This is a genomic window from Clostridium gelidum (assembly GCF_019977655.1).
Classification (GTDB): domain Bacteria; phylum Bacillota; class Clostridia; order Clostridiales; family Clostridiaceae; genus Clostridium; species Clostridium gelidum.
This window is the reverse complement of the sequence record NZ_AP024849.1, coordinates 1833320-1857070: the sequence shown is the minus strand read 5'-3', so window position 1 is coordinate 1857070 and position 23751 is coordinate 1833320. Positions and strand designations below refer to the sequence as shown.

Genomic DNA, 23751 nt, shown 5'->3' with positions numbered 1-23751 from the left:
TTCTTAATTACCTTTTACAATCGGATCATTTTTATCAAAACCAAAAAAATAAGTAACAACTGCAGCAACAATTACTGAAATAATACAACCGATAATTCCATTTACTAAGTTAGACACTCCATTACCAGTAAAAGCTAAAATTCCAATTATATTAGTAGACGGTATAAGTGTATAATGTCCAAGATGCAATATTCCCATATATAATCCACCTGCAAATCCGCCAGCTACTAACCCTAATAATGGTTTTTTGTACCTAACACCTACTCCGTATAAACCTGGTTCAGTTATTCCTCCCACTAATAAAGATATCAAGAAACCAAATGATAGAGATTTTTGCTCAGAATCTTTAATTCTTAAGGCTGCTCCCAAGCACATTCCTGCTACTGCGTATGTTGCTGCGGCCATACCTACTGCTACAAAGTTTTCATGTCCTGCAGTTGCGAAAACTTGGAATAAAAAAGCAATTAAAATCATATGCATTCCACTCATAACTAAAAATTCAAATGTAGCACCAATTATTGCTACTCCTAAGAACCCTGAAATTCCTCCTAATGCTATGATACCATTACAAATATAATTCCCTAAGAATGACCCAGCTGGTCCTAAAACACATAGAGCAATTGGTAGCATAACTACGATTGTAAATGCTGGAGCAAAAACACTTCTTAATGCAGAAGGCAAGTATTTATTAAAGAATCTTTCAACATATGACATTACCCAAACAGATAATATTATTGGTAAAATTGTACTTCCATAATTTTGTACTGAACAAGGAATACCATAAACACTAAACTCTTTACCAACAAGACCTGTAAATGTAGGATGTAACATAATCGCCCCTAGCAATATTCCCATAATTGGTGATACTTTAAATTTTTTAGCTGAAGTATAACCAATCAAAACTGGAAAGAAATAGAAACCTGCATCTCCAACAAATGTTGACAATACATAAAAATCACTTTTATCACTAATTATATTAAACATTGATGGTCCAAATAATGCAGCAAACATCTTAAAAAATGCTGATGCTGTAATAACTGGTATCGCAGGAACTAAACTTCCAGATAGTACATCTAATATTCCATTTAAGACTGATTTGATTGTTATTTTTTCCTTTGGTTTATTATTTTCATCAATCATATCATTACTTTTAACTCCAATTATTTTGCAAACCTCATCATAAACTTTTGATACATCTTGCCCAATAATTACCTGAAGTTGTCCACCCGCTCGAATAACTCCTAGTACTCCTTTAATTTCCTTAATTTTTTCATCATTAGGAACATTTTCATCTCTCAAATTAAAACGCAATCTTGTAGCACAGTGAGCAGCATTAATAATGTTTTCTTTCTCACCTACTTCTTCTAAAATCGCTTTTGCTAATTTTATAAACTTTTCATCTTTAGCCATTTTTCTTCCTCCTTATACTTGCAACATTTTTTGCATCACCTAAAAAATAGATTCTGATTACATCATATTTAATATCCTATTAAATATTTCTTTGCAGAACCGGTTCCTCACACCTTTTAAAATTAACCGGTGCAGAACCGGTTCCTTATTTGTATTATATTATCGTTTTCATAGCTTGTCAACACTTTCTCTTTCAATTAATTTTACTGGAATAATAGTCTCTTTATTCGTATTATTTCCAATTATTAAATTAACAATGTTTTCTGCTAAAAGCTTTCCACAAGATTTATATGGGTAATGAATTGTTGTTAGAGATGGGGTTATCATCCCTGCTATCTCATAATCTCCTATTCCTGTAACAGAAATTTCCTTAGGAATTGATATTTCCATTTTTGTTAATCCTTTCATAACTCCAATCGCAATACTATCAGTAGCACATACAATAATTGTTGGTTTTTGAGTAGATACTATTTTTCCCACTACTTCAATAGCATCTTCTATAGTTGAATCACTTTTAAAAAATGAAACACTATCTATATAATTCTCTTTCATGCACTTTTCAAATCCCATTCTTCTTCTTGACCATGCTGAAACGCCTTCTTTATCTACATCAATATAACATATATTTCTATGTCCCTTACTTATTATATATTCTCCAACCTGATATCCTGCATCTTCATCATCATGTAAAATGCAATAAAAATTCTCATTTTTTTGTCCTAATAATATAACTGGTATATTACTTCCTCCTAATGCTTTCTTATGCTTATCAGTTATTTTTCCTGCTATTAAAATCATTCCTGAAACCCTTTGATTTACTAAATTTTCAATACTCTCAATTTCTCTTTCATCCTTTTGTCCTGTGCAAGATATTATCAATTGATATCCTAATTTCCTTAATGTTTCATCTATTCCTGCTAATGTTCTTGACGTTGCATAGGAATCTAGTCTTGGCACAATTATTCCTATAAGATTATTCTTTTTTGCTTTTAAACTTTGTGCAAAATTGTTTGGAACATAATTAGTATCTTTTATTGCCTTGTCAATCTTTTTTCTAGTTTCTTCACTAACATACCCACCATTTAAATATCTTGATACAGTACTTTTAGCTACTCCTACGATGGAAGCTATATCTGCTATTGTAGTTTTTATTTTAACTCACTCCTAATTCTTACTTTACATTTTTATTTGCCTATCATCATATAGTCTATTTATTTCTGTAAATTATTAAAATAATTTTTAATATCTGCTTTGCCTATTATAAACAGGTTCTCTTCGTTATCCTTTTTATTTCTTGCAATTTCTAAATTTGAATATCCACTTTGCGTAATAAAATAACATCTCTAAAATAAAAATTATCTCAATAAAGTTAGTTTTATTTACAACTATAATTTTAGTATTTAATCATAAACATGTCAAATATTATACATTTTCATCCTCAAAAAAATTCGTTTCAAATCCCTATACACCTAAAAAATTATCACATGAAGATTATCAATCACTAGTAAATTATAACTCTTTAATCTGACGCCTCTCCATTACTATCAATAACTTTCTTATACCTCTAACTATATTCAAATGTAACCTCATAAAAATTAACCTCATGTGGTGAAAGACAGCTTTCTATCCTTAGTTCATCTATACTTTCTACATAAAAAACGGTTTGCTTTGGCACACAAATTTGTTTTAAATAATCAATTTCCTCCTTTTTAATATTATAAGTTGAATTCATATTTAGCCACTCATCAAAGATACTTCCATGTTCTCTATTTAAAATATATCGCTTTATACGATAACGACCTTTTTTTATCACCTTTTAATATAAATAGAAATTCTACATATTTTTGAACATTTACAGAAATCTTTTTTATCTTATTTAGAAGAATTGTTATTGGTATACTATTATTCTGATTATTATTTTTTCTTATGTTACCTATATGCACACCCCTTTAAAAATTAATTTTATCGTTTACATACCCGACTAATGAAGTACTGGAGTTTTCAATATTATTAATCATTTGTACTTTCTATAGAGCTTATAATAATGTCTACTACTTTTATAGCAACATCATCAAATGTAATAAAATCACATTTTCTATTTTTCATACATTTTTCTATTTTTCTCAAATCATAAGAAAACTTTATATATCTACTTTATATTTTCATAGGTTTGGAGTAACCATCTATTCTAGGAAAAAGACCATTAAAGTCTTCTGTCCTCTTCTTGTTTCAGTTTATTTGTATCTTGATAATAGTTTATTTGAGTTAATAATTTTTCTTTATCTTTAGGTAAATTTCCACTTAATGAAATATAATTTGATGCATGATTGCATCTAAATATTATTGGTTCTTTTACATTAATGTACTTTATTAAAAGCTTAATCTCATTTAAAATCTCTTTGTCATTTAAAAGTTCAAATTCTTTATTTATAATTTTATTATGCAAATTAGTTCCTTCCTCAACCATAAGAGTCAATACACCTAAATAATCTGGAATCATACTGCTTATCATTTCACCAGTTTTAATTGCATGACTTTTACTGCGCTCTGCTCCACCAATTCCAGCTATAACCGTTACTGACAATAATATATTTGCATCCTTAACCTTCTTTGCAGCCTTAATTAAATCCTCACTACTTACGCCTTTATTAATATCCTTTAAAACTTCATCATTTCCACTTTCAACGCCCATATATATCATTGATAATCCTAAATCTTTAAGATCACTTAATTCCTGTGGAGTTTTAAGTAATATAGATTTAGGGGAACCATAAAGAGTAACCCTACTACATTCAGGAAATAATTTTTTTATATATACTAATATTCCCTTTAAATCCTCTGTTTTAAGTATCAAAGCATCTCCATCAGCTAAAAATATTCTTTCTACATGTTCATATTTTTGTCTAAAACAACTTATATCATTTTTAATATCTTCTATTGCTTTTATTGTAAATTTCTTGGATTTATACATATTACAAAAGCTACATTTATTATGAGAGCATCCTAAAGTTGCTTGTATTATAAGGCTATTTCCTTCACTAGGTGGTCTGTATAATGGATAATCGTACATAAATATTTTCTCCCCTTATTAATTCTCTATATTAGTCACTTTAAAATTAAATCTGCTACGAGTGTTCCTATTAAACCTATGATTGTAAAATTAAAATAATATGACGAAGCATTAAACTTATTCAGATTTTAATTCAACACTTTTTTTAATCCACAGTAAAAGTTTCACCTTTTTCCTTTATAATATGGCCTGATCCATAAAGTTCTCCTTCTATTGTAATATATACTTTTTCCACACCATAATAAGTTCCAAGTGTATTAGTAATACTTTGTAAAATCATACTTTCATAAACTGCACCTACATTCATTTCGCTAACCAATTCTTATGTAAAATCAACATATACTATATTATCCTAATTAACACTCATTCCTTCTTAACCATTATGTTTCCTACATCCCTATAAGATAATGGTACCATATATATACCTATTAAGTCTGCTAAAAGGTAAACATATTATTTTAATTTTTTTCTATAAAAAAACTACTCAATTATGATAACTGAGTAGTTTTTATTTTCTATGTATATATATTCTGATAGTTGTTTTTTATACAATTTATTTAATAAGTTTATTCATATCTTCAGCAACATTTCTAAGTTCATTAATACTAGCCTCAATTTCTTCACTAGTAGAAGCACTTTGTGTTACTGCTTCTGTTACCATTTCATATTTTGATATTGTATCTTTTGTTATATTGCCTACTTCTTCATTAAATTTAACTACATTTTTAGTTTCTGTAAGTAATGTAGTAGAAGCTTTACTTATATCCATAATATTATTACTAAATAATTTCAAATCCGAAGTCATACTATTTAATCCTTGAACTGTTTCATTAATAATATTATTTCCCGCTTGAGATTTTTCGTTGTTATGAGTCATTTGTTCTTGAACTATGTTAATTTTACTTTTTAACTCACCTACAATTGAACTTACTTGAGTAAGTGATTCCTTTGTTCCTTCAGCTAATGTTTTTATTTCTTCTGCTACTACTGCAAACCCTTTACCATATTCACCTGCTCTTGCTGCTTCAATTGATGCATTTAAAGCAAGAAGATTTGTTTGTTCTGATATATCTCCAATAAGAGTTAATATTTCATCTACTTGTCGTGATTTTTGTTCCAGCTCTTTTGTAGACTCAAACGTATCTTCTATACTATCTTTTATATCATTAATAATTACGAGAGTATCATTTAAAGATATCTGGTTTTTATCTGTCATATTGATAAATTCCTTTATTTTATCCTCACTATCTTTTGTTCTACTCACAACTACCTCATTAGCACTTAATAAAGTGCTTAATATCTCTTTATTCTTATTTGATTTATCAAGCATTTCATCAGAAGCTTTTGATACCGAATGGCTTGTTGCTGAAACTTCCAGAAGTGAACTTGTTTGCTCTTCAATAGCAACACTTAAGTTTTCACTTGATTCCAAAACAGAAGTAGACATTTCACCTATATTTTTAAATAAATATAATAATTTTTGATTTTCTTCTTTGATTTCAATTTCTTTTTCACCAATTGATTCTAATAGCTTAGCTGCAAAATATACAACCATAAAGATTATTGATAAAGTTAAAGAAATAGTAATTATTCTCATAGCTACTTCTGCTATATGAAATTGATTATCTAAAAAAATTGAAGGATTATTTGCAACTACTACTATTTGACAAATAATACTTAAAATTATTGATATCGTAATCATTTTTAAATCAAAAAATAATGCTCCAAGAATGACGAAATAGAAAATCATAAACCATATGGAATTTAAATGCATCGTAAAATTCAAAAATAAATACTGAAAATAAGTTAATATTAAAATCATAATCTTTGTTATCTTAAACGCTTTTATGTTGAAACCATTTTCAGTAAGTGTACATTTATAACATATTCGAAGTACTATAGCATAAATTAAAACAGCTATTCCTTGAATAATCAAAGAATTTATATTTATACTATCATTAAATCCAAACAATTTTAATGCGCTAAAAAATAATAATGCCATAGTACACAATGCCACATAAAATATTAGTACAAATTTAAGGGTTTTTTTATTAAAAGTTATTATAGAGCTTTCTTCTGTATTCATTGTTACCTCCTAGGTATTTTTAAAATTTTGTATATTTATGTAATTAATTTGCATAACATAAATAGTGTACATATTATATCATATAATGTTTACATTACTTATATTATGTTATTTTATCCTATTTTTCCTTTTTAATCATATCATTTCCATTCTTTTTTTGCAAATTAAAGGTGTTTATTATTAATTAATAATACATACCCAAATATAAGTATATATATCGATTCTTATACGTATAATTTGGTAACCTGGCAATCATAGAAAATACTTTTCTTTAGACCCACGGCTTTGCGACCTTACCTTTTGATAATTTTGCTATTATCAATTTATATTATATATTAATTATTTTCAGCTATTCCTTCTTCTTTAATTAATTGCAACTTCAGCGAATACAATAGGATTAATTCTTTCAATTGCAATTTGTTTTAGTGAATTTCGTTTGATTTTCCCAGTAGATGTTAATGGAAATGTATCTATAAATTCTATATGCTTAGGGAATTTATATTTTGAGATTTTCCCAGATAAAAATTCAAATATATCTTCTTTAGTTAAGATAGAAGGTTTTTTAACTTTAATAAAAGCAACTATTTCTTCCCCAAGAGTTTCATCTGGAATACCAACAATTATTGCATTTTCAATTTCAGAGTGTTTAATAAGATGATTTTCAATATCTGTTGGAGAAATATTTTCTCCACCTCTAATTATTACATCTTTTATTCGTCCCTTTATAGATAAATACCCATCTTCATCTATAAATGCAATATCACCTGTATGCACCCAATTATCTATAACCGTAACATTTGTTGCAATAGGATTATTATAATATCCAAGCATACTATAAGGACTTTTTACACATAACTCACCTTCCACATTTGGTGGAAGTGTATGTCCAGTTTTTAAATCACATATTTTTATCTCCACATGTTCAACTGGTCTACCAACAGTATTTACTTTTGGATGATTTTTATCATAAATTGGAGTTTGAGTTACTCCAAGAGTTTCAGTTTGTCCAAAAGTATTGCTTAATTCAGTAATGTGAAGATGTTCCATTATATCTTTCATAAGTGTTTCAGACGAAACTGCTCCTGCAATCATCCCTACTCTCAAACTTGATAAGTCATATGAATTACATTTACTTATTAAATATTGATACATTGTTGGAACTCCATGAAAGCCAGTACATTTTTCGGTTTCAATTGCTTTAAGCGCAACGTCTGTTTTAAATTTTTTCATTAATACTATTGTACTTCCAGATAGAAGTCCAAGAAGTGCCGTATATTTCCCCCCCAATATATGATTCAATGGTAGTGTAACTAGAATCGTATCTTTTGATGTATAACCATAATTTTTACTAAAAGAAAGAGGACCATTTAAAACAGCACTATGTGTAAACATAACTCCTTTTGGCTTTCCAGTAGTTCCTGATGTATATAAAATTGTAGCCAAATCATTTTGAGAAACATCATTTGCAATATTCATAAGATCATCATTTAATACGTTCTTCATTTGAGACATTATAAAACCTAAGTTAAATAAAGTTTTTATTTTCAACGTTATTTTAAGATAAGTGAATTTCTCTAAATCAACTTTTTCAATCATATCTTTATCACTTACAATTAATATTGTTGAATCAGATTGCTTTAGCATATAATCGATTTCTTCCTCAGTTGATGAATAGCTTAAGCAGACGGATACAGCACCTATTTTTAATGTAGCTAAAAACACTATTATCCATTCTGGCGAATTACATGATAGCAAAGCTACGTGATCACCTTTCTTTATTCCAATAGATATTAAACTTTTAGCTATCATATCTACTTCAAAGTTAAGCTTTTTGAATGTAAAACGTCTGTTATCTTCTATATACACTACAGCTTCTTTGTCTTCAAACTTTTTGAATATTTTATTAGTATATGATCCAATAGTCTCATTAAGTAATGTCATTTTAATACACCTCTTGTTCATAATTAAAATCCAACTGTAAATTACTCAAATATTTTATACTTATATCATTTTAATACAAAATTGTAATATTTTCCTTAAAACCAATATATCATAATATACATAAATTATCATTAAAAATAATTATTAACAAAAATTATATAAAAGATAGGTTTTGCGTCTATCTATTAGTATTTCATATATAATTTTGTTTTTTATATAATAATTAACAAATAGATAAACGTTAATATTTTAGTAATACAGATATATGGATATAACCAGCTCCAACAGTCCAAAGCATAACATAGTCACCACGACGAACTTGTCCATTATTTATAGCCGTATATAATGCAATAAATGGACTTGTTGTACCAGTATAGCCATAAGTATTACCTATATATATACTATTTTTTTCAGGTATATCTAGTTTTTCTCTAAGATGCTCTATGTTTTTATATGTATATTGAGATAAACAAAACATAGAAATATCACTTACTTTTAAGTCATTTTCCTTTAATAAATTACTCATACTAGTTATAGCAGTTTCTAACCAAGGACATTCTTCTACAGACCAAGAGGCTAGAAAATCTTCTTTCTTTCCTTCAAATATATTTGAAAAGCCACATTTAGGAAAGACTATATCAGAAACGCCATCAGAATGAACAACAACTTTACTATCGATTAATCCACAGTCTTCCTCAGTTCTTTCAAGTATTAACGCACATGAAGCATCCCCAAATTGTCCATAACAAGCATCATCATCAGGTGATATTTGAAAATTTAAAAAATCACTTCCAACAAGTAAAACTCTCTCAACATTACTGTTTGCTGACATATATCGGTAAATAAAATCTAGAGAATTTGTCATTCCAGCACAATTTAAATTAATATCTTGACAAAAGCACTCCATTTTTCCTTTGATAGTATTATGAATTATGATTGAACATGGTGGAGAAACATATTGAGGAAGTACACTAGAAAAGATAATCATATCAATATCTTTTCCTTCAAGGTTTGATTTTTCCAAAACTTTCTTACATGATTCTATTGCCATAGTAAGGCTATTTTCGCTTTTTTCATCAATTAAATATCTATTTTTTCTTCCAGCAACATCTTCTAAAAAGTGAGTAATATCCTTTCCTTGTTTTTTAAAATGATCAATATAGCGCGAATTATCTACAACTTCTGAACCATGATAAACTTCTATATCTCTTATCTTTATATTAGTTATATTTGGTTTTAATATATTATTCATTTTGCATTTTAGTTAGCTATATAAAATATTTAACTTTGTTCTTGATAGCCAACCTTAACCTCCTTTTTTATATTTATAAGATGTGTATAATATAACATATTTTGTATTAATAGTCATCATTTATATAAAATTTGAAAATTAAACCATATCCGCAAAAATAAAAACTACTTAATTATATTTTTACAATTAAGTAGTTTTTATTCTTTTGTATCTTTCTTTTAGATTCACCACTTATTATCGGGCTTGAAAAGATTCTTTAAATTCTTTCTTAATAATTAAAAAATCCTCTAAATCATTTAAAAATTGAAATAATAACGCTCTATTTTCAAATTCAGTTCTATTCTTTGGTAGCTCCATATTTTCATAATCTTTTCTAAGTAAAGTTAATTTATTAATGAGTTCAACACAATCATTGTCTTCATGAATATTTAATGCCACATCATTAGTAAACTCTGACAATATTCTAGTTTGCTCATATTTCATATAAAATCTTGAAAAATGCCTTTGCATTCTTTTTATAGCCTCTAACTGTATTGTTCTCATATCTATGTAACTCACATAATAATCATTACTCTTAAATAAATGATTGTTATTTATTATTTGTGCCATGACTTTAGTATTCTTAATTAATTTTTCAACGCTCAGGAATACTTCTTGTTCATAAACTGGCACTGCTTGAGTAACTAAGCTTACTGCCATATCAGATAATATTGCTCGAAAATAATCTTCTATCCTTGCTTTATTTTTTTCAAAGTTATCTTCTAATGATACGGAATACAAATTAAACAACATTGCAACTCCAATACCTATTGCATTTAGCTTGGACTCATTTATAATCCAAGTTAAATTAATATTTGTACTCATTAAAAGATGTGTTGATAATACAGCTCCAATAACCATTCCCTCGCTTATTTTTAAAACCTTCGTTGTTGGTATAAAGATAAGTAGAAACAATCCAAATAAAATAGGATTATTTCCAAGAAGCATATAAATAGCATAAGATAAGAGTATAGCTATAGTAGATGAAATTATTCTTTTCCCACCAACCAGTAGAGCCTCTTTCTTGGTATCTTGAATACTGAGTATTGCAATTATGCCTGAGGTTACCCCAAATTGTAATCCCAAATAATTTGATATAATTATTGCTATTGTTGCTGATAAAGCCATCTTAACTGTTTTAGATTGCAAATATTTCATCATTCGTCAATCCCCCTCTTACACTCGCAATTGTATATTTTTTTGTCTATCTAACTTCTTTTTTCATTGACCTTAACTTTAGGTGTATCTATATATCAGAAAATTCAATGTTAATCATATCATTTTTATTATCAATAGGTTTAGTTTGCACAGTGGATTCTGTTTCTTCTACAGTCTTTGCAGGAAGCTCTATTTTAAACACACTTCCTTTATCAAAGTTACTATCAGCACTTATTTTACCTCCATGCATTTCCACAAGTGATTTTACTAAAGCTAGTCCAATGCCACTTCCTTCAGTATTACGTGAAAGTGATTTATCAACTTGATGAAATCTTTCAAATATTCTGTCCAAGTTTTTTTTATCAATTCCTATTCCAGTATCTTCTACTGATATTTCAACAGTATTGCCTTTATCAATTAAGTTTACAAATATATAACCATCTTTGTTTGTGAATTTAATTGCATTAGAAATAAGGTTTAGAATAATTCTCTCAATCTTTTCAGCGTCACAGGCAATAATTTTTTCCTCTGTATTTGTATCAAAAACAATATTTATCCCCTTGCTTTTAATATGTTCTGTTACAGATTGGATACTATCTTCTACAATCTCAACTATATTTTCATTAGATAAATTTAATTTCAAAAATCCGCAATCTATTTTAGATGAATCTATTATATTATTGATAAGCTTTGTTAACTTGTAACAATTTTTTTTAATTATACTAACACCGCTGAATACTTTTTCCTTATTATCTTTAAATAAATCATTTCTTAAATAAAATTCTATTAATTGATTTGTACTGAAAATCACATTCAAAGGAGTCTTAAGCTCATGTGATACATTCACAAATAATTCATCCCGCATTTTTATGGTTTTTTCAATTTTATTCTTAGCTTTCATCTCTTCGGTCACATCTATATAGATAATAGTTATCTCTTTAACTTGATCATTCAATTCAAATAAAGGTCGATACATAATTTTAAAAAATGTTTCCTCTCCTTGGATAATATAATTTGCATGACGAAAAACAGAGTCATCTTTTTTCTGAATCATATTTTCAATTTCCATAATTAATTTAGCTTTTTCATCTATAGGAAGGTAATCAATATAATTTTTTCCTATAAAATAGGATGGCAACTCTGCTTTAAGATAAGATTTTTGAATATAATTACAACTCTTTTGATTCATATATATAATTTTAAAATCTGGGTATGAGCATCTTACAAATCCAAGGTCAATATATTCTATTATTCTAATTGCATATTGTAATTTATCTTCAAGCCTAGAATTTAATTTTTTTTGAGTAACTATATTGTTTTTACTATGCAAAAATGGCTTTTCAAGAATCCTTTTCAAAGTGTATTTCATAATGTCCCCCCCACTTTTATAAAAATAATTACATAATATTGCCTTTACTATTATATATACAATAATATACCATTTATCTATTACCAACAAGACAAATCTAACCATTTTGTTGCATTTTTCGACCATTTATTCAAATATGTAAATACATTAAACGTAATGTTAATTCATCTAATGAAAATGTGATTCAATTAAAATGAAAAAACATATAATTAACCAGATTTTTCTTCTAACTTTACCTTATAGCTTTGAAAAAAAAGTATATGGTTAAAGCTAGATTAAAGCGATATCCTATGGAAATTGGATAAATATTTGTTCCATAATGTGATAAAAATAATCTGTTGAATCAATTAATTGATTCAACAGATTATTTTACTTTTATTTTAAATAATTTATAATGTACTTCCAATGGAATATAACGCTGCTTTTTCTGCATGGATTAAAGCTGTATCAAACAATGGTGTTTTTGTATCCTTTTGTGAAATCAATAATCCAATTTCTGTACACCCTAATATGCATCCTTGTGCACCTTGCTCAGTTAATTTATCTATAACATCTAGATAGATTTTCTTTGAAGGTTCTGATACAATTCCTAAACATAATTCATCATAAATAATTTTATTTATAAGTTTTATATCTTCTATATTAGGTATTAATACTTCAATTCCATTTTCTATTAATTTAGATTTATAAAAATCTTGTTCCATAGTATATTTTGTTCCTAATAATGCAACCTTTGTAATACTTTTTTTCTTTAATTCTTGTGCTGTTACTTCTGCAATATGTAATATAGGAACTGTAATAGTTTCTTGAATTTGATTTGCTATTTTATGCATCGTATTTGTACATATAACTATGAATTCAGCACCTGCTTTTTCTAAATTCCGAGCAGCTTCTGATAGAATCTGTGCACTTTTAACCCAATCTCCATTTGATTGACATTCCTCAATTTCATGAAAATCAACACTGTATAATACACATTTTGCAGAATGTAATCCACCAAGTTGTTCTTTTATAACATTATTTAAAATTTGATAATATGTAACTGTGCTTTCCCAGCTCATTCCGCCAATTAAACCGATTGTCTTCATTTTCACTAATCCCCCCTGTTTTATATATAATATCTACCACTTAAAATAATTACTCTTTGTTTTAACAGTATATACTTATAATATGATATCTTACCAATACTCTATTATTTAATTTGAGTTAATGTATCGCTTTCTTTGAGTATCTTTTCCCTTTACCCTCAACACTTGTAATTGTAATTAATGCATCTTCATCAAATCCCTGTACAATATTTTTTAATTTTGCTATCTCAAGTCTTGATAAAACTACATATATAACATTTGTTTTATTACCACTGTAAGCACCTTTTCCATCTAACAATGTAATTCCTCTTCCAAGTCTGTCCATTATTGCCTCAGAAATATCCATATTCTTTTCTGATACAATAATTACTGCTTTTGATTCATCAAGTCCTTCAACAGTAATATCTATTGTCTTAAAAGCAATAAAATATGCTATTAATGAATACATTGCTCTATCCCATCCAAATATAAAACCTGAACTTCCAAGTATGAAAAGATTAAAGAACATAACTATTTCTCCAATAGAAAATGGAGTACTTTTTTCTAGTATTATAGCAATTATTTCAGTTCCATCTAATGAACCACCATTTCTTATAATTAGCCCTACTCCTACTCCCATTGTAACTCCACCAAATATAGTTGCTAAAAGTGTATCCTGTGTTATACCAGGAACAGGTTGAAGAAATGTTACACCAATTGATAAACATATTACCGAAAATATAGTTGAAAGCGCAAACGTCTTTCCAATTTGCTTATAACCTATAATAACAAATGGTAAATTTAATATAAAAATGAATATTCCTAGTGGAGCTTTTGTTAAATAACTTGCCATAATTGATATTCCTGTCATTCCACCATCAATTATATTGTTAGGTATTAAGAATATTTCAAGACCTATAGATACTAAAACTGAACCTATTACCATAAAAAATATTCTACTAATAATAGTTAAAATATTTGTATGTTTATGTTTCATAATATGCACTCCTTAAAATTTATTAATAGTCCTATACACTAATATTTTATCACCTAATAATTTAATCTTATTTATATTATGTCTTAAATCGGACTATTTGTTAGTATTTTTCTACTTTAAGTATATAAACTCTACACTTAAAATTATAACATATTTCTTAAATAACATAAAAAATAGATAAGGCTTAATTTAAATATATTAAATAATCCCCAACAATACTTATTTTATGTATCGTTGAGGATTTGATATTTTTTCTTGTATATAAATATTTACTTATTTATTATTTCTTTATATTCAAAATCACATTCTTGCAGCGGAACTATTTTTGTTTTCTTAATAAATTTATATCCGAAATACAAACATATAAATATAGGAATACAAATATAGTTTGTGATAAAATCAAACCAACTAAATGTCTCAGCTTGAAATATCCATATATTAGCTCCAAATATAACAACTACACATATAATTATAGATATTATTGGTCCGTAAGGATAAAACTTTGCTTTAAATTTTAAATCTTTTAAATCTCTGCCTTGAGCTATGTATGCTTTTCTAAACCTATAATGACAAATTCCTATACCTAACCATGCAAAAAAGGCTGTTATACCAGAAGCATTATAAAGTATATAATATATCTTTCCATCTCCAACTAAGGATGCAAAAAAAGCTGAGCTTGCAACTATAGTAGTTGCGTATAATGCATTTATAGGCACACCTCGTTTGTTTACTTTTGATAAAAATTTAGGTGCCTTGCCTTCCTTTGCTAAAGAATATAACATACGCGATGCTACATAAAGTCCAGAATTCCCACAAGATAATACTGAAGTTAAAATTACGGCATTCATAGCACTAGCTGCAAATGCTAGTCCACATTTTTCAAATACCATAGTGAAAGGACTATATGCTACACTATCTGCACCACTTTTTAATAGATTTTCATTAGTAAATGGAATGAGAAATGCAATTACTATAATTGCACCAATATAAAACAATAAAATACGCCAAAAAACTGTTTTTATTGCTTTAGGTACATTTTCCTGTGGATTTTCAGATTCACCCGCTGCAAGTCCAACTATTTCTGTTCCAGAAAAAGAAAAACCCGCAACTAAGAATACATTTATAATTGCAAGCATGCCACCAACAAAGGGACCCTTCCTGCCAGCACCATCGGATAGCACCCAGTTATTAAAACCAGGTGAATTATTTCCTACGATACCAAATATCATAAGAACACCAACTATTATAAATATAATAATAGTTGCCACCTTAATACTTGCAAACCAGTATTCACTTTCACCATAAACTTTAGCTGATAAAATATTTAAAATAAAAATTATTACCAAAAAAAATATACTCCATATAGTACCATTTGTATTGGGAAACCAAAACTTAACTATAAGTGATCCTGCAACTAATTCCGCTGCAACGCATATTGCCCAACAAAACCAATAATTCCATCCAAGCGTGAACCCTAATGCAGGATCAACAAATCTTGAAGCATAAGTTTCAAAGGAACCTGAAACTGGCAATAATGTTGACATTTCACCTAGTGATGTCATAAGTAAATAAACTACCATTCCCATAATTAAATATGCAAAGAGGGCTCCCCCTGGTCCAGCCGTACTTACAGCACTTCCACTAGCAAAAAAAAGACCTGTCCCTATAGAACCGCCGATTGCAATCATATTCATATGTCTTGCTTTTAAACTTCTATGAAGTTCATTATTTTGCCCTTCTTCAACATTCTTTTTCATTCTTTATCACATCCTAATCTATAATATGTAATTTAAAATAATAAGTTATATGCTACAAAATAGACTATCTGACTTTCTTGCTATTTTTGATATACTTAATATTATATTTAATACTAACATAATATGAAATATAAACAATATAAATTTGCCTGTAAATATACTGCTAAAACGTAAATTAGATCTATTAAAAATAACAATATATCAAAAATATGTGTTATATTAATTGAATTCATCAATTACATAACATATAATATTAACAATGAATTGTTAATTTTAGGCTCGTGTAATATGTAACTCATCTTTAGTCTGTTAATTACCTTTCACGTGTCCTACAACAAATCTATAGAAAAGAGGAAAACTATTATGAATCCAATAAATAATATCCTAAAAGATTTTTTATTAATTATTTTAGATGGCGCATTAGCCACAGAACTTGAAAACAGAGGTTGCGACATTAACGATTCCCTTTGGTCAGCTAAAATTTTAGCTGAAAATCCTGAAATAATCGAAAAAGTACATTATGATTATTTTGCCTCTGGTGCAGATTGTGCGATTACATCAAGTTACCAAGCTACTATTGATGGTTTTGTAGAAAAAGGCTTTGCTGAATCTGAAGCAATATCACTTATTAGAAAATCTGTTAGTATTGCTAAGAAAGCAAGAGATGATTTTTGGAAAGATCCTTTAAATAGGACAAACAGACCTGCTCCATTAGTTGCTGGTTCAGTAGGTCCCTATGGTGCATATCTTGCAGATGGTTCTGAATATCGCGGAGATTATAAAATTACAGAAGAAGAACTAATTGATTTTCATAGACCAAGAGTAAAGATTTTAGTAGAGGAAGGTGTCGATATTCTTGCTTGTGAAACTATACCTAATCTTATAGAAGCTAAAGCTATTATCAAACTGCTTGAAGAATTTCCTGGAGTCTATTGTTGGATAAGCTTTAGTTGTAAAAATGATTTAGAAATAAGTGATGGAACACTAATTTCTGATTGTGCAAAATTTCTAGATAATTGCGCGCAAGTAGCTGCCATTGGAATAAATTGCACTGCGCCTCAGTACGTGCAATCATTAATTACAGAAATTAAAAGTAATTCGAATAAGCCTGTAGTAGTATATCCAAATTCAGGCGAAGAATATAATGCTAATTCTAAAACATGGCATGGTGATTCCTCAAGTGAAGCTTACTGTTGTAATGCTAAAGGTTGGTTTGATAAAGGAGCTAAGCTAATTGGAGGTTGTTGTAGAACCACCCCTGAAGATATTAAAGCTATTTCTACCTGGGCTAGAAAATAAAAACTGCACTTAAGCGTATATCCCACCGAAATTGAATACATGTTTATTCCATAGGACTACGAAAATTTCTCTGTTTGGATATGCTCCTAAGTATAGTAAATGTTTAATATAACATTACATATATGTCCTAAACTGGAAATAAGGCAGCTTGCTTTTGTTGAGTGTTACATCAAAATCTTCAGTAACCGTAACAAATGCATGCCCCCTTATTTCGGTAGTATATACGCATAATTATGGTTTATATTACCCAGTTTCCATTTTTGAATACTTGAACCTTTTCACCACTAGCAGTTTCTCCTATTATTTCGAGTTCTGCTGAGCCTATCATAAAATCTACATGTGTTAATGAATCATTAACTCCATTTTCTACTGCATATTCAACTATCTTTCCAGCCTTAAATGTTAGCTTAAAGTTATCTATTAGATTTCCTCCATAATTTAAGGGCTTTTTACTTTTAACATATCTTATACCAATTATACCATAATTCATAATATCAATATCATAAAAATGTAAATTCTTGAAGCATTGATTCTCTTATTTGCTATGCTATAGGTGCCATAAGCATTTTCCCTGTTCCACGGTATACATTAACCAATCCTTCCCCTGAAACAGCAGATCCAAGTAAACTTTTGCCAGATTTTTCAACTCTAAAATCTAATGACTTAGACCAAGCAATTGCAAAATTTCCATCAATTCTAACCTCATCATTCTCTAGTTCAAATTCTATAAGTTCATCTCTTGGAACAGGACTTTCTAATACAGCAACACCTTGTCCGCTAAGACATAAGTTAAATAATCCTTCATTTCCAAGTAGTGCTGAAGATAGATTTGATCTGGCTACTACCTTTTGTTGAACTGTTGATTCACAAGCAAGGAAAAGTCCATCATCTAGTACCATTCCTCCCCACTGTGAAACATCCTCAAGTAAAATATGTTTATAAGTAGGCTCTAACATTAATAAGCCATTACCTTGATATTTAGGTTTAATTGCAGATTCCTTTGTTACCTTAGAAGATAAAGCTTTTCCTAATAAATCTCCAAAGCCTTTAACATCAGCTCCCATAGTAACTGCTCCTGAAGTCCATTGCATTGCACCTGCACTAATTGTATATGCATTTCCGTTTAATTCAATTAATACTTGCCTCTTTCTAACATTCATTTTTGAAGCAAAATATGACGCCATTGCGTTTGTAGTATCGACACTTAAATCCTTTTTATATTCAAGAACTTTAATGCCTCCTTTAGCTTCTACTATTTCAATATTCTTATTTTCATAAAGATTTTTGCATGTTATCATTTTAATTATCTCTCCCTTTTATATAATTATTGTAATTTATCACTATTATAATTTTTATTAAATTTTGTGTCAAATAGTTCCATTGTAATATATATCCAAAATGATTATTCTACTTCAACTTTATAATATAGTTATTAAATTCGCTCTTTTTTATCATAGTTTCATTCTTAAACTTCTTAGGCACAATCAAAAAACAACGAAAAAATACTCCATAGTAATTTTTTTACACTATGGAGTATTTATCATTCATAAATTACAATCTCTATTATTTAAATACGAACATTATAATAAAGAAAAATGAAATAACATACATTGACACTGGAACTTCTTTTGATTTACCTGTAAATAATTTTATTAACACATAAGATATAAATCCAAAAGCTAATCCATCTGTAATTGAGTATGTTAAAAGTGTTAATATTAATGTAAGGAATACAGGTAATCCTTCAGAGAAATCTGAAAAATCAACCTTTGTTATTGGTTCCATCATTAATAATCCTAAAACAATTAAAACTGGTGCTGTCGCAAATCCTGGTATAACTGTTAAAATTGGTGAGAAGAATAATGATAAGAAGAATAAGGCAGCTATTGTTACACCGGCTAATCCTGTTCTTCCACCTTCCGCAATACCAGCTGCCGATTCAACAAAAGCAACAGGTGTAGAAGTTCCTAAACATGCACCTATTGTTGAACCAATAGCATCAGCAGTTAAAACTTTATCTGCATTAATAACATTACCTTTTTCATCTAAATAACCAGCTTTTGAAGCTAAACCAATTAATGTACCAATACTATCAAATATATCTATAAATAACATAGTAATAATAGCTGGAATTATTCCTATTACCATTGCACTCTTAAAATCAAATTGCATAAATACTGGAGCAACTGATGGTGGCATAGATACTATACCATTAGGTAAACTAGCAACTCCGAACATTACACCGAGTATATATACAGCAAACATTCCAATAACGAATGAACCTTTTACTTGTTTTTGATATAGTATTGCAATTAATACTACTCCAACAAAAGCTAATAAAACTGGAATACTTTTTACATCTCCAAGACCAACTAATGTAGCTGGATTCGCAATAATTATTCCTCCACCTTGTAACCCTATGAAGGCTATAAAAAATCCAATACCAATACTAATAGCATGCTTTAAACTTTGTGGAACACTATCAATAATCGCTTGTCTAACTTTAAATAAATTAAGTGCTAAAAATATAATTCCTTCGATAAATGAAGCTGCTAAAGCTGTTTGCCATGAGAACTTCATTGTTAAACAAATTGTAAATGTGAAAAGAGCATTTAACCCCATACCTGGAGCCATACCAAATGGATAATTTGCAACAAATGCCATAATTAATGTACCTACGCAAGAAGCCAACGCTGTTGCTGTAAATACGGCTGATTTATCCATACCTGCTTGACTTAAGATACCAGGATTTACTACTAATATATATGCCATAGTAAAAAAAGTAGTGATACCTGCTAATATTTCTGTCTTAACAGTTGTTTTGTTTTTTGTTAAATGAAATAATTTTTCTAGAATACCGTTCTCCGTTTCGTTCACCTTTTTTTTTGATACATTACCCAATCTAAATTCCTCCTATTTTATGAGTTCAACAAATAAATACTACAACTCAAAAACAATATTTTTCGTTAGTTAATTAATTAGCTAACATTGATAAAAAATATAAAAGAATATAACAAGAATTTATAGATACTCATTAAAATATAAAAGCCCCTTTGTTATTACAAAGGGGTTTATAAATAATTTAAAATATCTATAAACACCCATAGTCAGACAATTTACGGTAGTCCGGTAGAAACGCTTAAACCTTATTTCTAAGCATATATAGGTATAATTTTCATTATTTACATATGACATACACATATATTACATTTTAATCTTTAATATCACTTTTTAAGATTCAGTGATTATGCTTAACCTAATGTAATACCTTAAATATGCTATATATATATCTTTTTTACATATTCAATCCTACAATATTTTTGTCTATAAATCAATAGCATTTTATCTCTTTCATGAATTTTTTTATTTTTTATCAATCTAATGTTCGTCTTTTTAAGTGATTTTAACTGAATTTAGTGCATTTAAAGGAAAAATAGACTTGAATTTGAATAATTGACTGTAAATTTTGGATAAATACCAAATAATGAGATTAAACTATGCTTTAGGCAACTATATCCAATAAATGAGAAAACCATATTATATAAGCGTTAGGTAAATAATAATCTTTCATGATATAATTATTAAAAATTATAGAAATGAAGTGAACTAATGGATATTGAAATGCTTATAAATACATACGGAACCTATGTTTACAACTATGCTCTAAAATTATCTTGTCACCCATCTGTTGCAGAAGATTTAGCTCAAGAAACCTTTATTCGTGCATGGCAAAAAATTAGTACTTTAGAAAATTCAAATGCTATTAAATCATGGCTTAGAAAAATATGCTTTAATAATTTTCTGATGAAGGAGAGAAAAAATAAAAATTATAATGAATTACTTTATGATGATATTCAACTTCTTGAAAAAGAAGGACATCTATTAAAGTCTAATCTTCCAAAACCTGAAGATGAAGTAATTGTAGAAGAAGCTATTTTTGAGCTACAAAATGGCTGCTTTCTTGCAATGGTAAGACGTCTCACATTACATCAGCGAATAGCATTCTCATTAGTTGATATGTTTGGATTATCTTTAGATGAAGTTTCAACTATAATTGGCATTTCAAAAAGTGCAACAAAAGGTCTTCTTTATCGTGCTCATATGAATTTGGATTCATTCTTTTATAACCACTGCAATCTTTTAGATGTAAATAATCCTTGTAGTTGCAAGGCTTGGATTGAGTTTTCTAAATCCAGAGACGATTTACAAAAAAATTCTAATAAACATAAATTGATTTCAAAGTTAGATTATACAAAATCAAATTATACTTTTAATAAGGAAGTACGTGGTAAAATAAACTTCTTATATAAAAATATGCCTGATAAAAAGCCTTCTAAAGAGTGGTATGAAGAAGTTATTAGTATAGTCAATGAAAGATATGTTAATAGTAATTAGTAACATAAAAGACAATTCCACTCCCGCTAAATAAATTTTTTATATAAAACGTGACTCTCCTCTTTTTATTGCATCTATATAAGTGAAAAGAAGTATTTTTTATTTATTTAAGAGGAGGAATTGTTATGAATAATTATGAACAAGCTATAAAAGACTTAGCCCCTTGTGGAAATGACTGCTCGAGGTGCGCGTATTATGAGAAGAGTAAAATAGTGTTATTGAGCAAAGAACTTAATGAAAATCTAACAAACTTTGAAAATATGGCTAAAAAAATAAAAGATTTTATGCCTATATTTAACTACTATGAACAATTTTCAGCCATTTTAAAACAGCTTTCAAATGGCACTTGTCCAGGCTGTCGCTTTAGTGATAAACCTGCCTGTCAATGTGGTATAAATGTGTGCCATAAAAAAGAAAAGGTTGACTTTTGTTTTGAATGCCCTAAATACCCTTGTAATCCTACAACATATAATGAATCCCTTACTAAAGCATGGCAAGAAAATAATGATACCATGAAAAAAATTGGTGTTGATAATTTCTATATTGCTCAAAAAGAAAGAACAAGATATTAACTTAAATATTTGATATGACATAATTTATATTAAATAATTTAGGTTTTTTAACTAAAAAGAGGTTTTCTCGTAATGAAGAAAACCTCTGCTTTGTAAAATTATATATAATTTACATCTTCCTCTCTATACTTTAATTTTCTCTTGATCTATCTCTCATTCTTTGTATATCATTATTATTAAAAGTTTATCTGTCCGCCGTGTTCTATTAATATTTTTTCAATATATTTATCTTTGCACAGATATAGTGGAGTATGTCCTGCATTATTTTTTTGATTTATATTAAATCCAAGAGTTATAAGAATTTTTAAAAACTCTTCGAAAGTTTCAGTATTACAATCCAAATAATCATCATGTAAAAGAGTATTGTTATACTTGTCCGTATGTTTAATATCTGCTCCATGTTTCACAAGCAGATTCAAAAGTTCTACAGAATAACTAAAATTACAGTAAAAAACAGGTGTTTTACCCGATATATTTTCAGCATTTACTTTAGATCCTCTATCTAATAACAATTCAACAACATCAATTCTAGGTTTTGTTCTTGCACATATTCTATGCAAAGGTGTTTCTTTTAAATAGCTTTGATGGCTACTTACGTCTGCACCCTTGTTTATTAAAAATTCTATTACTTCGAAATAATTTTTTTCACAATTATCTATGGCAAAATGAAGTAGGCTCTTATCATCATATTTTGCATTAACATCACCTTCGTTTTTTATAAAACTTTCAAGTTCATCCAAGTTCCCTTCTTCTATTATTTTTGAAATAGATTTTTGTCTTGGACCAAACAAAATATCATAAATTTTCATAATTTCCTCCTCATCTATTCTTAACTCTTTTAATTATATACTTATTATAGCCCAATCTAATAACATTTTAAACATTTTTAGCTTCCCATATTATTCTTAACCCGCATTTTATGTGTATAAGTTCTTGGTTGCACTTAATAAGTTCCTAATTGTGCTTCGCACTCTTTTTATATGTGCATATTCTTCACCATATATATGGTAATATTCTGAAGAATAAATATGGTTCACAATATTTATGGTAAACCATATTAGAATATAGTTACCTTCTTAATAAACTCAAACTCAAAAAAATTTAATGCCTTGCACTTAACTGTAATGTAATAAGTCTTCATTTTATTTTTCACTACGTATCCATGTCCAACTTATTTACCAAACAAAAAAAGATTACCCCCACTTATAAAAAATAAGAGATAATCTTTTAATATTTCGATAGATTTCTTGCTAACTATTCTTATATCTGGTTGGGACACTTCAGCGTAGCACCACTACTGTCACATAACCGAAGGATCGGTTTTTAATGTGCACAGTAG

The 23751-nt window shown here is 28.2% G+C and carries 19 protein-coding genes, 1 pseudogene and 2 riboswitches; of the genes and pseudogenes, 3 read left to right on the top strand and 17 right to left on the bottom strand.

The window, feature by feature from the left end; genetic code table 11:
- Positions 1 to 3 precede the first annotated feature (3 nt).
- The 13 genes from psyc5s11_RS08220 to psyc5s11_RS08160 form a co-directional block, all read right to left on the bottom strand.
- Positions 4 to 1410 carry a PTS transporter subunit EIIC gene (locus psyc5s11_RS08220; RefSeq protein WP_224037122.1) on the bottom strand — a complete coding sequence of 469 codons (1407 nt, stop codon included), beginning with the start codon at positions 1408 to 1410 and terminating at the stop codon, positions 4 to 6.
- A 168-nt stretch (positions 1411 to 1578) separates the two neighbouring features.
- Complete coding sequence (locus psyc5s11_RS08215) at positions 1579 to 2541, bottom strand: LacI family DNA-binding transcriptional regulator (RefSeq protein ID WP_224038152.1); 963 nt, start codon at positions 2539 to 2541, stop codon at positions 1579 to 1581.
- A 433-nt stretch (positions 2542 to 2974) separates the two neighbouring features.
- Positions 2975 to 3223, bottom strand: coding sequence for a hypothetical protein (locus tag psyc5s11_RS08210; RefSeq protein WP_224037121.1), 249 nt, complete (start codon positions 3221 to 3223; stop codon positions 2975 to 2977).
- A 390-nt stretch (positions 3224 to 3613) separates the two neighbouring features.
- Positions 3614 to 4480 (bottom strand): radical SAM protein, encoded by an 867-nt coding sequence (locus tag psyc5s11_RS08205; RefSeq protein ID WP_224037120.1) that lies wholly within the window; start codon positions 4478 to 4480, stop codon positions 3614 to 3616.
- 145 nt (positions 4481 to 4625) lie between these two features.
- The gene (locus psyc5s11_RS08200) at positions 4626 to 4799 is read right to left on the bottom strand and encodes a GerMN domain-containing protein (RefSeq protein WP_224037119.1); all 174 of its coding nucleotides are present in this window, start codon (positions 4797 to 4799) and stop codon (positions 4626 to 4628) included.
- A 234-nt stretch (positions 4800 to 5033) separates the two neighbouring features.
- Positions 5034 to 6566, bottom strand: coding sequence for a methyl-accepting chemotaxis protein (locus psyc5s11_RS08195; protein WP_224037118.1), 1533 nt, complete (start codon positions 6564 to 6566; stop codon positions 5034 to 5036).
- A 236-nt stretch (positions 6567 to 6802) separates the two neighbouring features.
- Positions 6803 to 6890: riboswitch (cyclic di-GMP riboswitch) on the bottom strand.
- A gap of 39 nt (positions 6891 to 6929) precedes the next feature.
- On the bottom strand, positions 6930 to 8507 hold the full coding sequence (locus tag psyc5s11_RS08190) for an AMP-binding protein (RefSeq protein WP_224037117.1): 1578 nt from the start codon (positions 8505 to 8507) through the stop codon (positions 6930 to 6932).
- Positions 8508 to 8748: 241 nt separating this feature from the next.
- A complete protein-coding gene (locus psyc5s11_RS08185; RefSeq protein WP_224037116.1) occupies positions 8749 to 9759 on the bottom strand; it encodes a 3-oxoacyl-[acyl-carrier-protein] synthase III C-terminal domain-containing protein in 1011 nt (336 codons plus the stop codon).
- Between the two features lie 234 nt (positions 9760 to 9993).
- The gene (locus psyc5s11_RS08180) at positions 9994 to 10959 is read right to left on the bottom strand and encodes an aromatic acid exporter family protein (protein ID WP_224037115.1); all 966 of its coding nucleotides are present in this window, start codon (positions 10957 to 10959) and stop codon (positions 9994 to 9996) included.
- Positions 10960 to 11044: 85 nt separating this feature from the next.
- Entirely contained in the window at positions 11045 to 12325 is a 1281-nt protein-coding gene (locus psyc5s11_RS08175; protein WP_224037114.1) for a PAS domain-containing sensor histidine kinase, read from the bottom strand.
- 389 nt (positions 12326 to 12714) lie between these two features.
- Complete coding sequence (locus tag psyc5s11_RS08170; protein ID WP_224037113.1) at positions 12715 to 13413, bottom strand: aspartate/glutamate racemase family protein; 699 nt, start codon at positions 13411 to 13413, stop codon at positions 12715 to 12717.
- A gap of 118 nt (positions 13414 to 13531) precedes the next feature.
- Positions 13532 to 14389, bottom strand: a complete 858-nt coding sequence (locus psyc5s11_RS08165; RefSeq protein ID WP_224037112.1) for a YitT family protein — start codon at positions 14387 to 14389, stop codon at positions 13532 to 13534.
- 269 nt (positions 14390 to 14658) lie between these two features.
- Entirely contained in the window at positions 14659 to 16146 is a 1488-nt protein-coding gene (locus tag psyc5s11_RS08160) for an amino acid permease (RefSeq protein WP_224037111.1), read from the bottom strand.
- Between the two features lie 363 nt (positions 16147 to 16509).
- On the opposite strand from psyc5s11_RS08160, the gene mmuM reads away from it, so the two are divergent.
- A complete protein-coding gene (gene mmuM / locus psyc5s11_RS08155) occupies positions 16510 to 17445 on the top strand; it encodes a homocysteine S-methyltransferase (protein ID WP_224037110.1) in 936 nt (311 codons plus the stop codon).
- A gap of 238 nt (positions 17446 to 17683) precedes the next feature.
- Here mmuM and psyc5s11_RS08150 read toward each other — a convergent pair.
- From psyc5s11_RS08150 to psyc5s11_RS08140, 3 genes and pseudogenes are all read right to left on the bottom strand, one after another.
- Positions 17684 to 17899: pseudogene (locus tag psyc5s11_RS08150) on the bottom strand (aminopeptidase); the annotation flags it as partial.
- An 88-nt stretch (positions 17900 to 17987) separates the two neighbouring features.
- Complete coding sequence (locus tag psyc5s11_RS08145) at positions 17988 to 18743, bottom strand: AIM24 family protein (protein WP_224037109.1); 756 nt, start codon at positions 18741 to 18743, stop codon at positions 17988 to 17990.
- A 265-nt stretch (positions 18744 to 19008) separates the two neighbouring features.
- Positions 19009 to 20346, bottom strand: coding sequence for an NCS2 family permease (locus tag psyc5s11_RS08140; protein ID WP_224037108.1), 1338 nt, complete (start codon positions 20344 to 20346; stop codon positions 19009 to 19011).
- Between the two features lie 183 nt (positions 20347 to 20529).
- A riboswitch (purine riboswitch) is annotated at positions 20530 to 20631 on the bottom strand.
- Positions 20632 to 21054: 423 nt separating this feature from the next.
- Here psyc5s11_RS08140 and psyc5s11_RS08135 point away from each other — a divergent pair.
- Positions 21055 to 21840: an RNA polymerase sigma factor gene (locus tag psyc5s11_RS08135; protein WP_224037107.1), complete on the top strand. Its 786-nt coding sequence runs from the start codon at positions 21055 to 21057 to the stop codon at positions 21838 to 21840.
- A 125-nt stretch (positions 21841 to 21965) separates the two neighbouring features.
- Positions 21966 to 22412 (top strand): DUF3795 domain-containing protein, encoded by a 447-nt coding sequence (locus psyc5s11_RS08130; protein ID WP_224037106.1) that lies wholly within the window; start codon positions 21966 to 21968, stop codon positions 22410 to 22412.
- Positions 22413 to 22588: 176 nt separating this feature from the next.
- Here the strand turns inward: psyc5s11_RS08130 and psyc5s11_RS08125 are convergent, their stop codons facing one another.
- A complete protein-coding gene (locus psyc5s11_RS08125) occupies positions 22589 to 23221 on the bottom strand; it encodes an ankyrin repeat domain-containing protein (protein ID WP_224037105.1) in 633 nt (210 codons plus the stop codon).
- Positions 23222 to 23751: the final 530 nt, after the last annotated feature.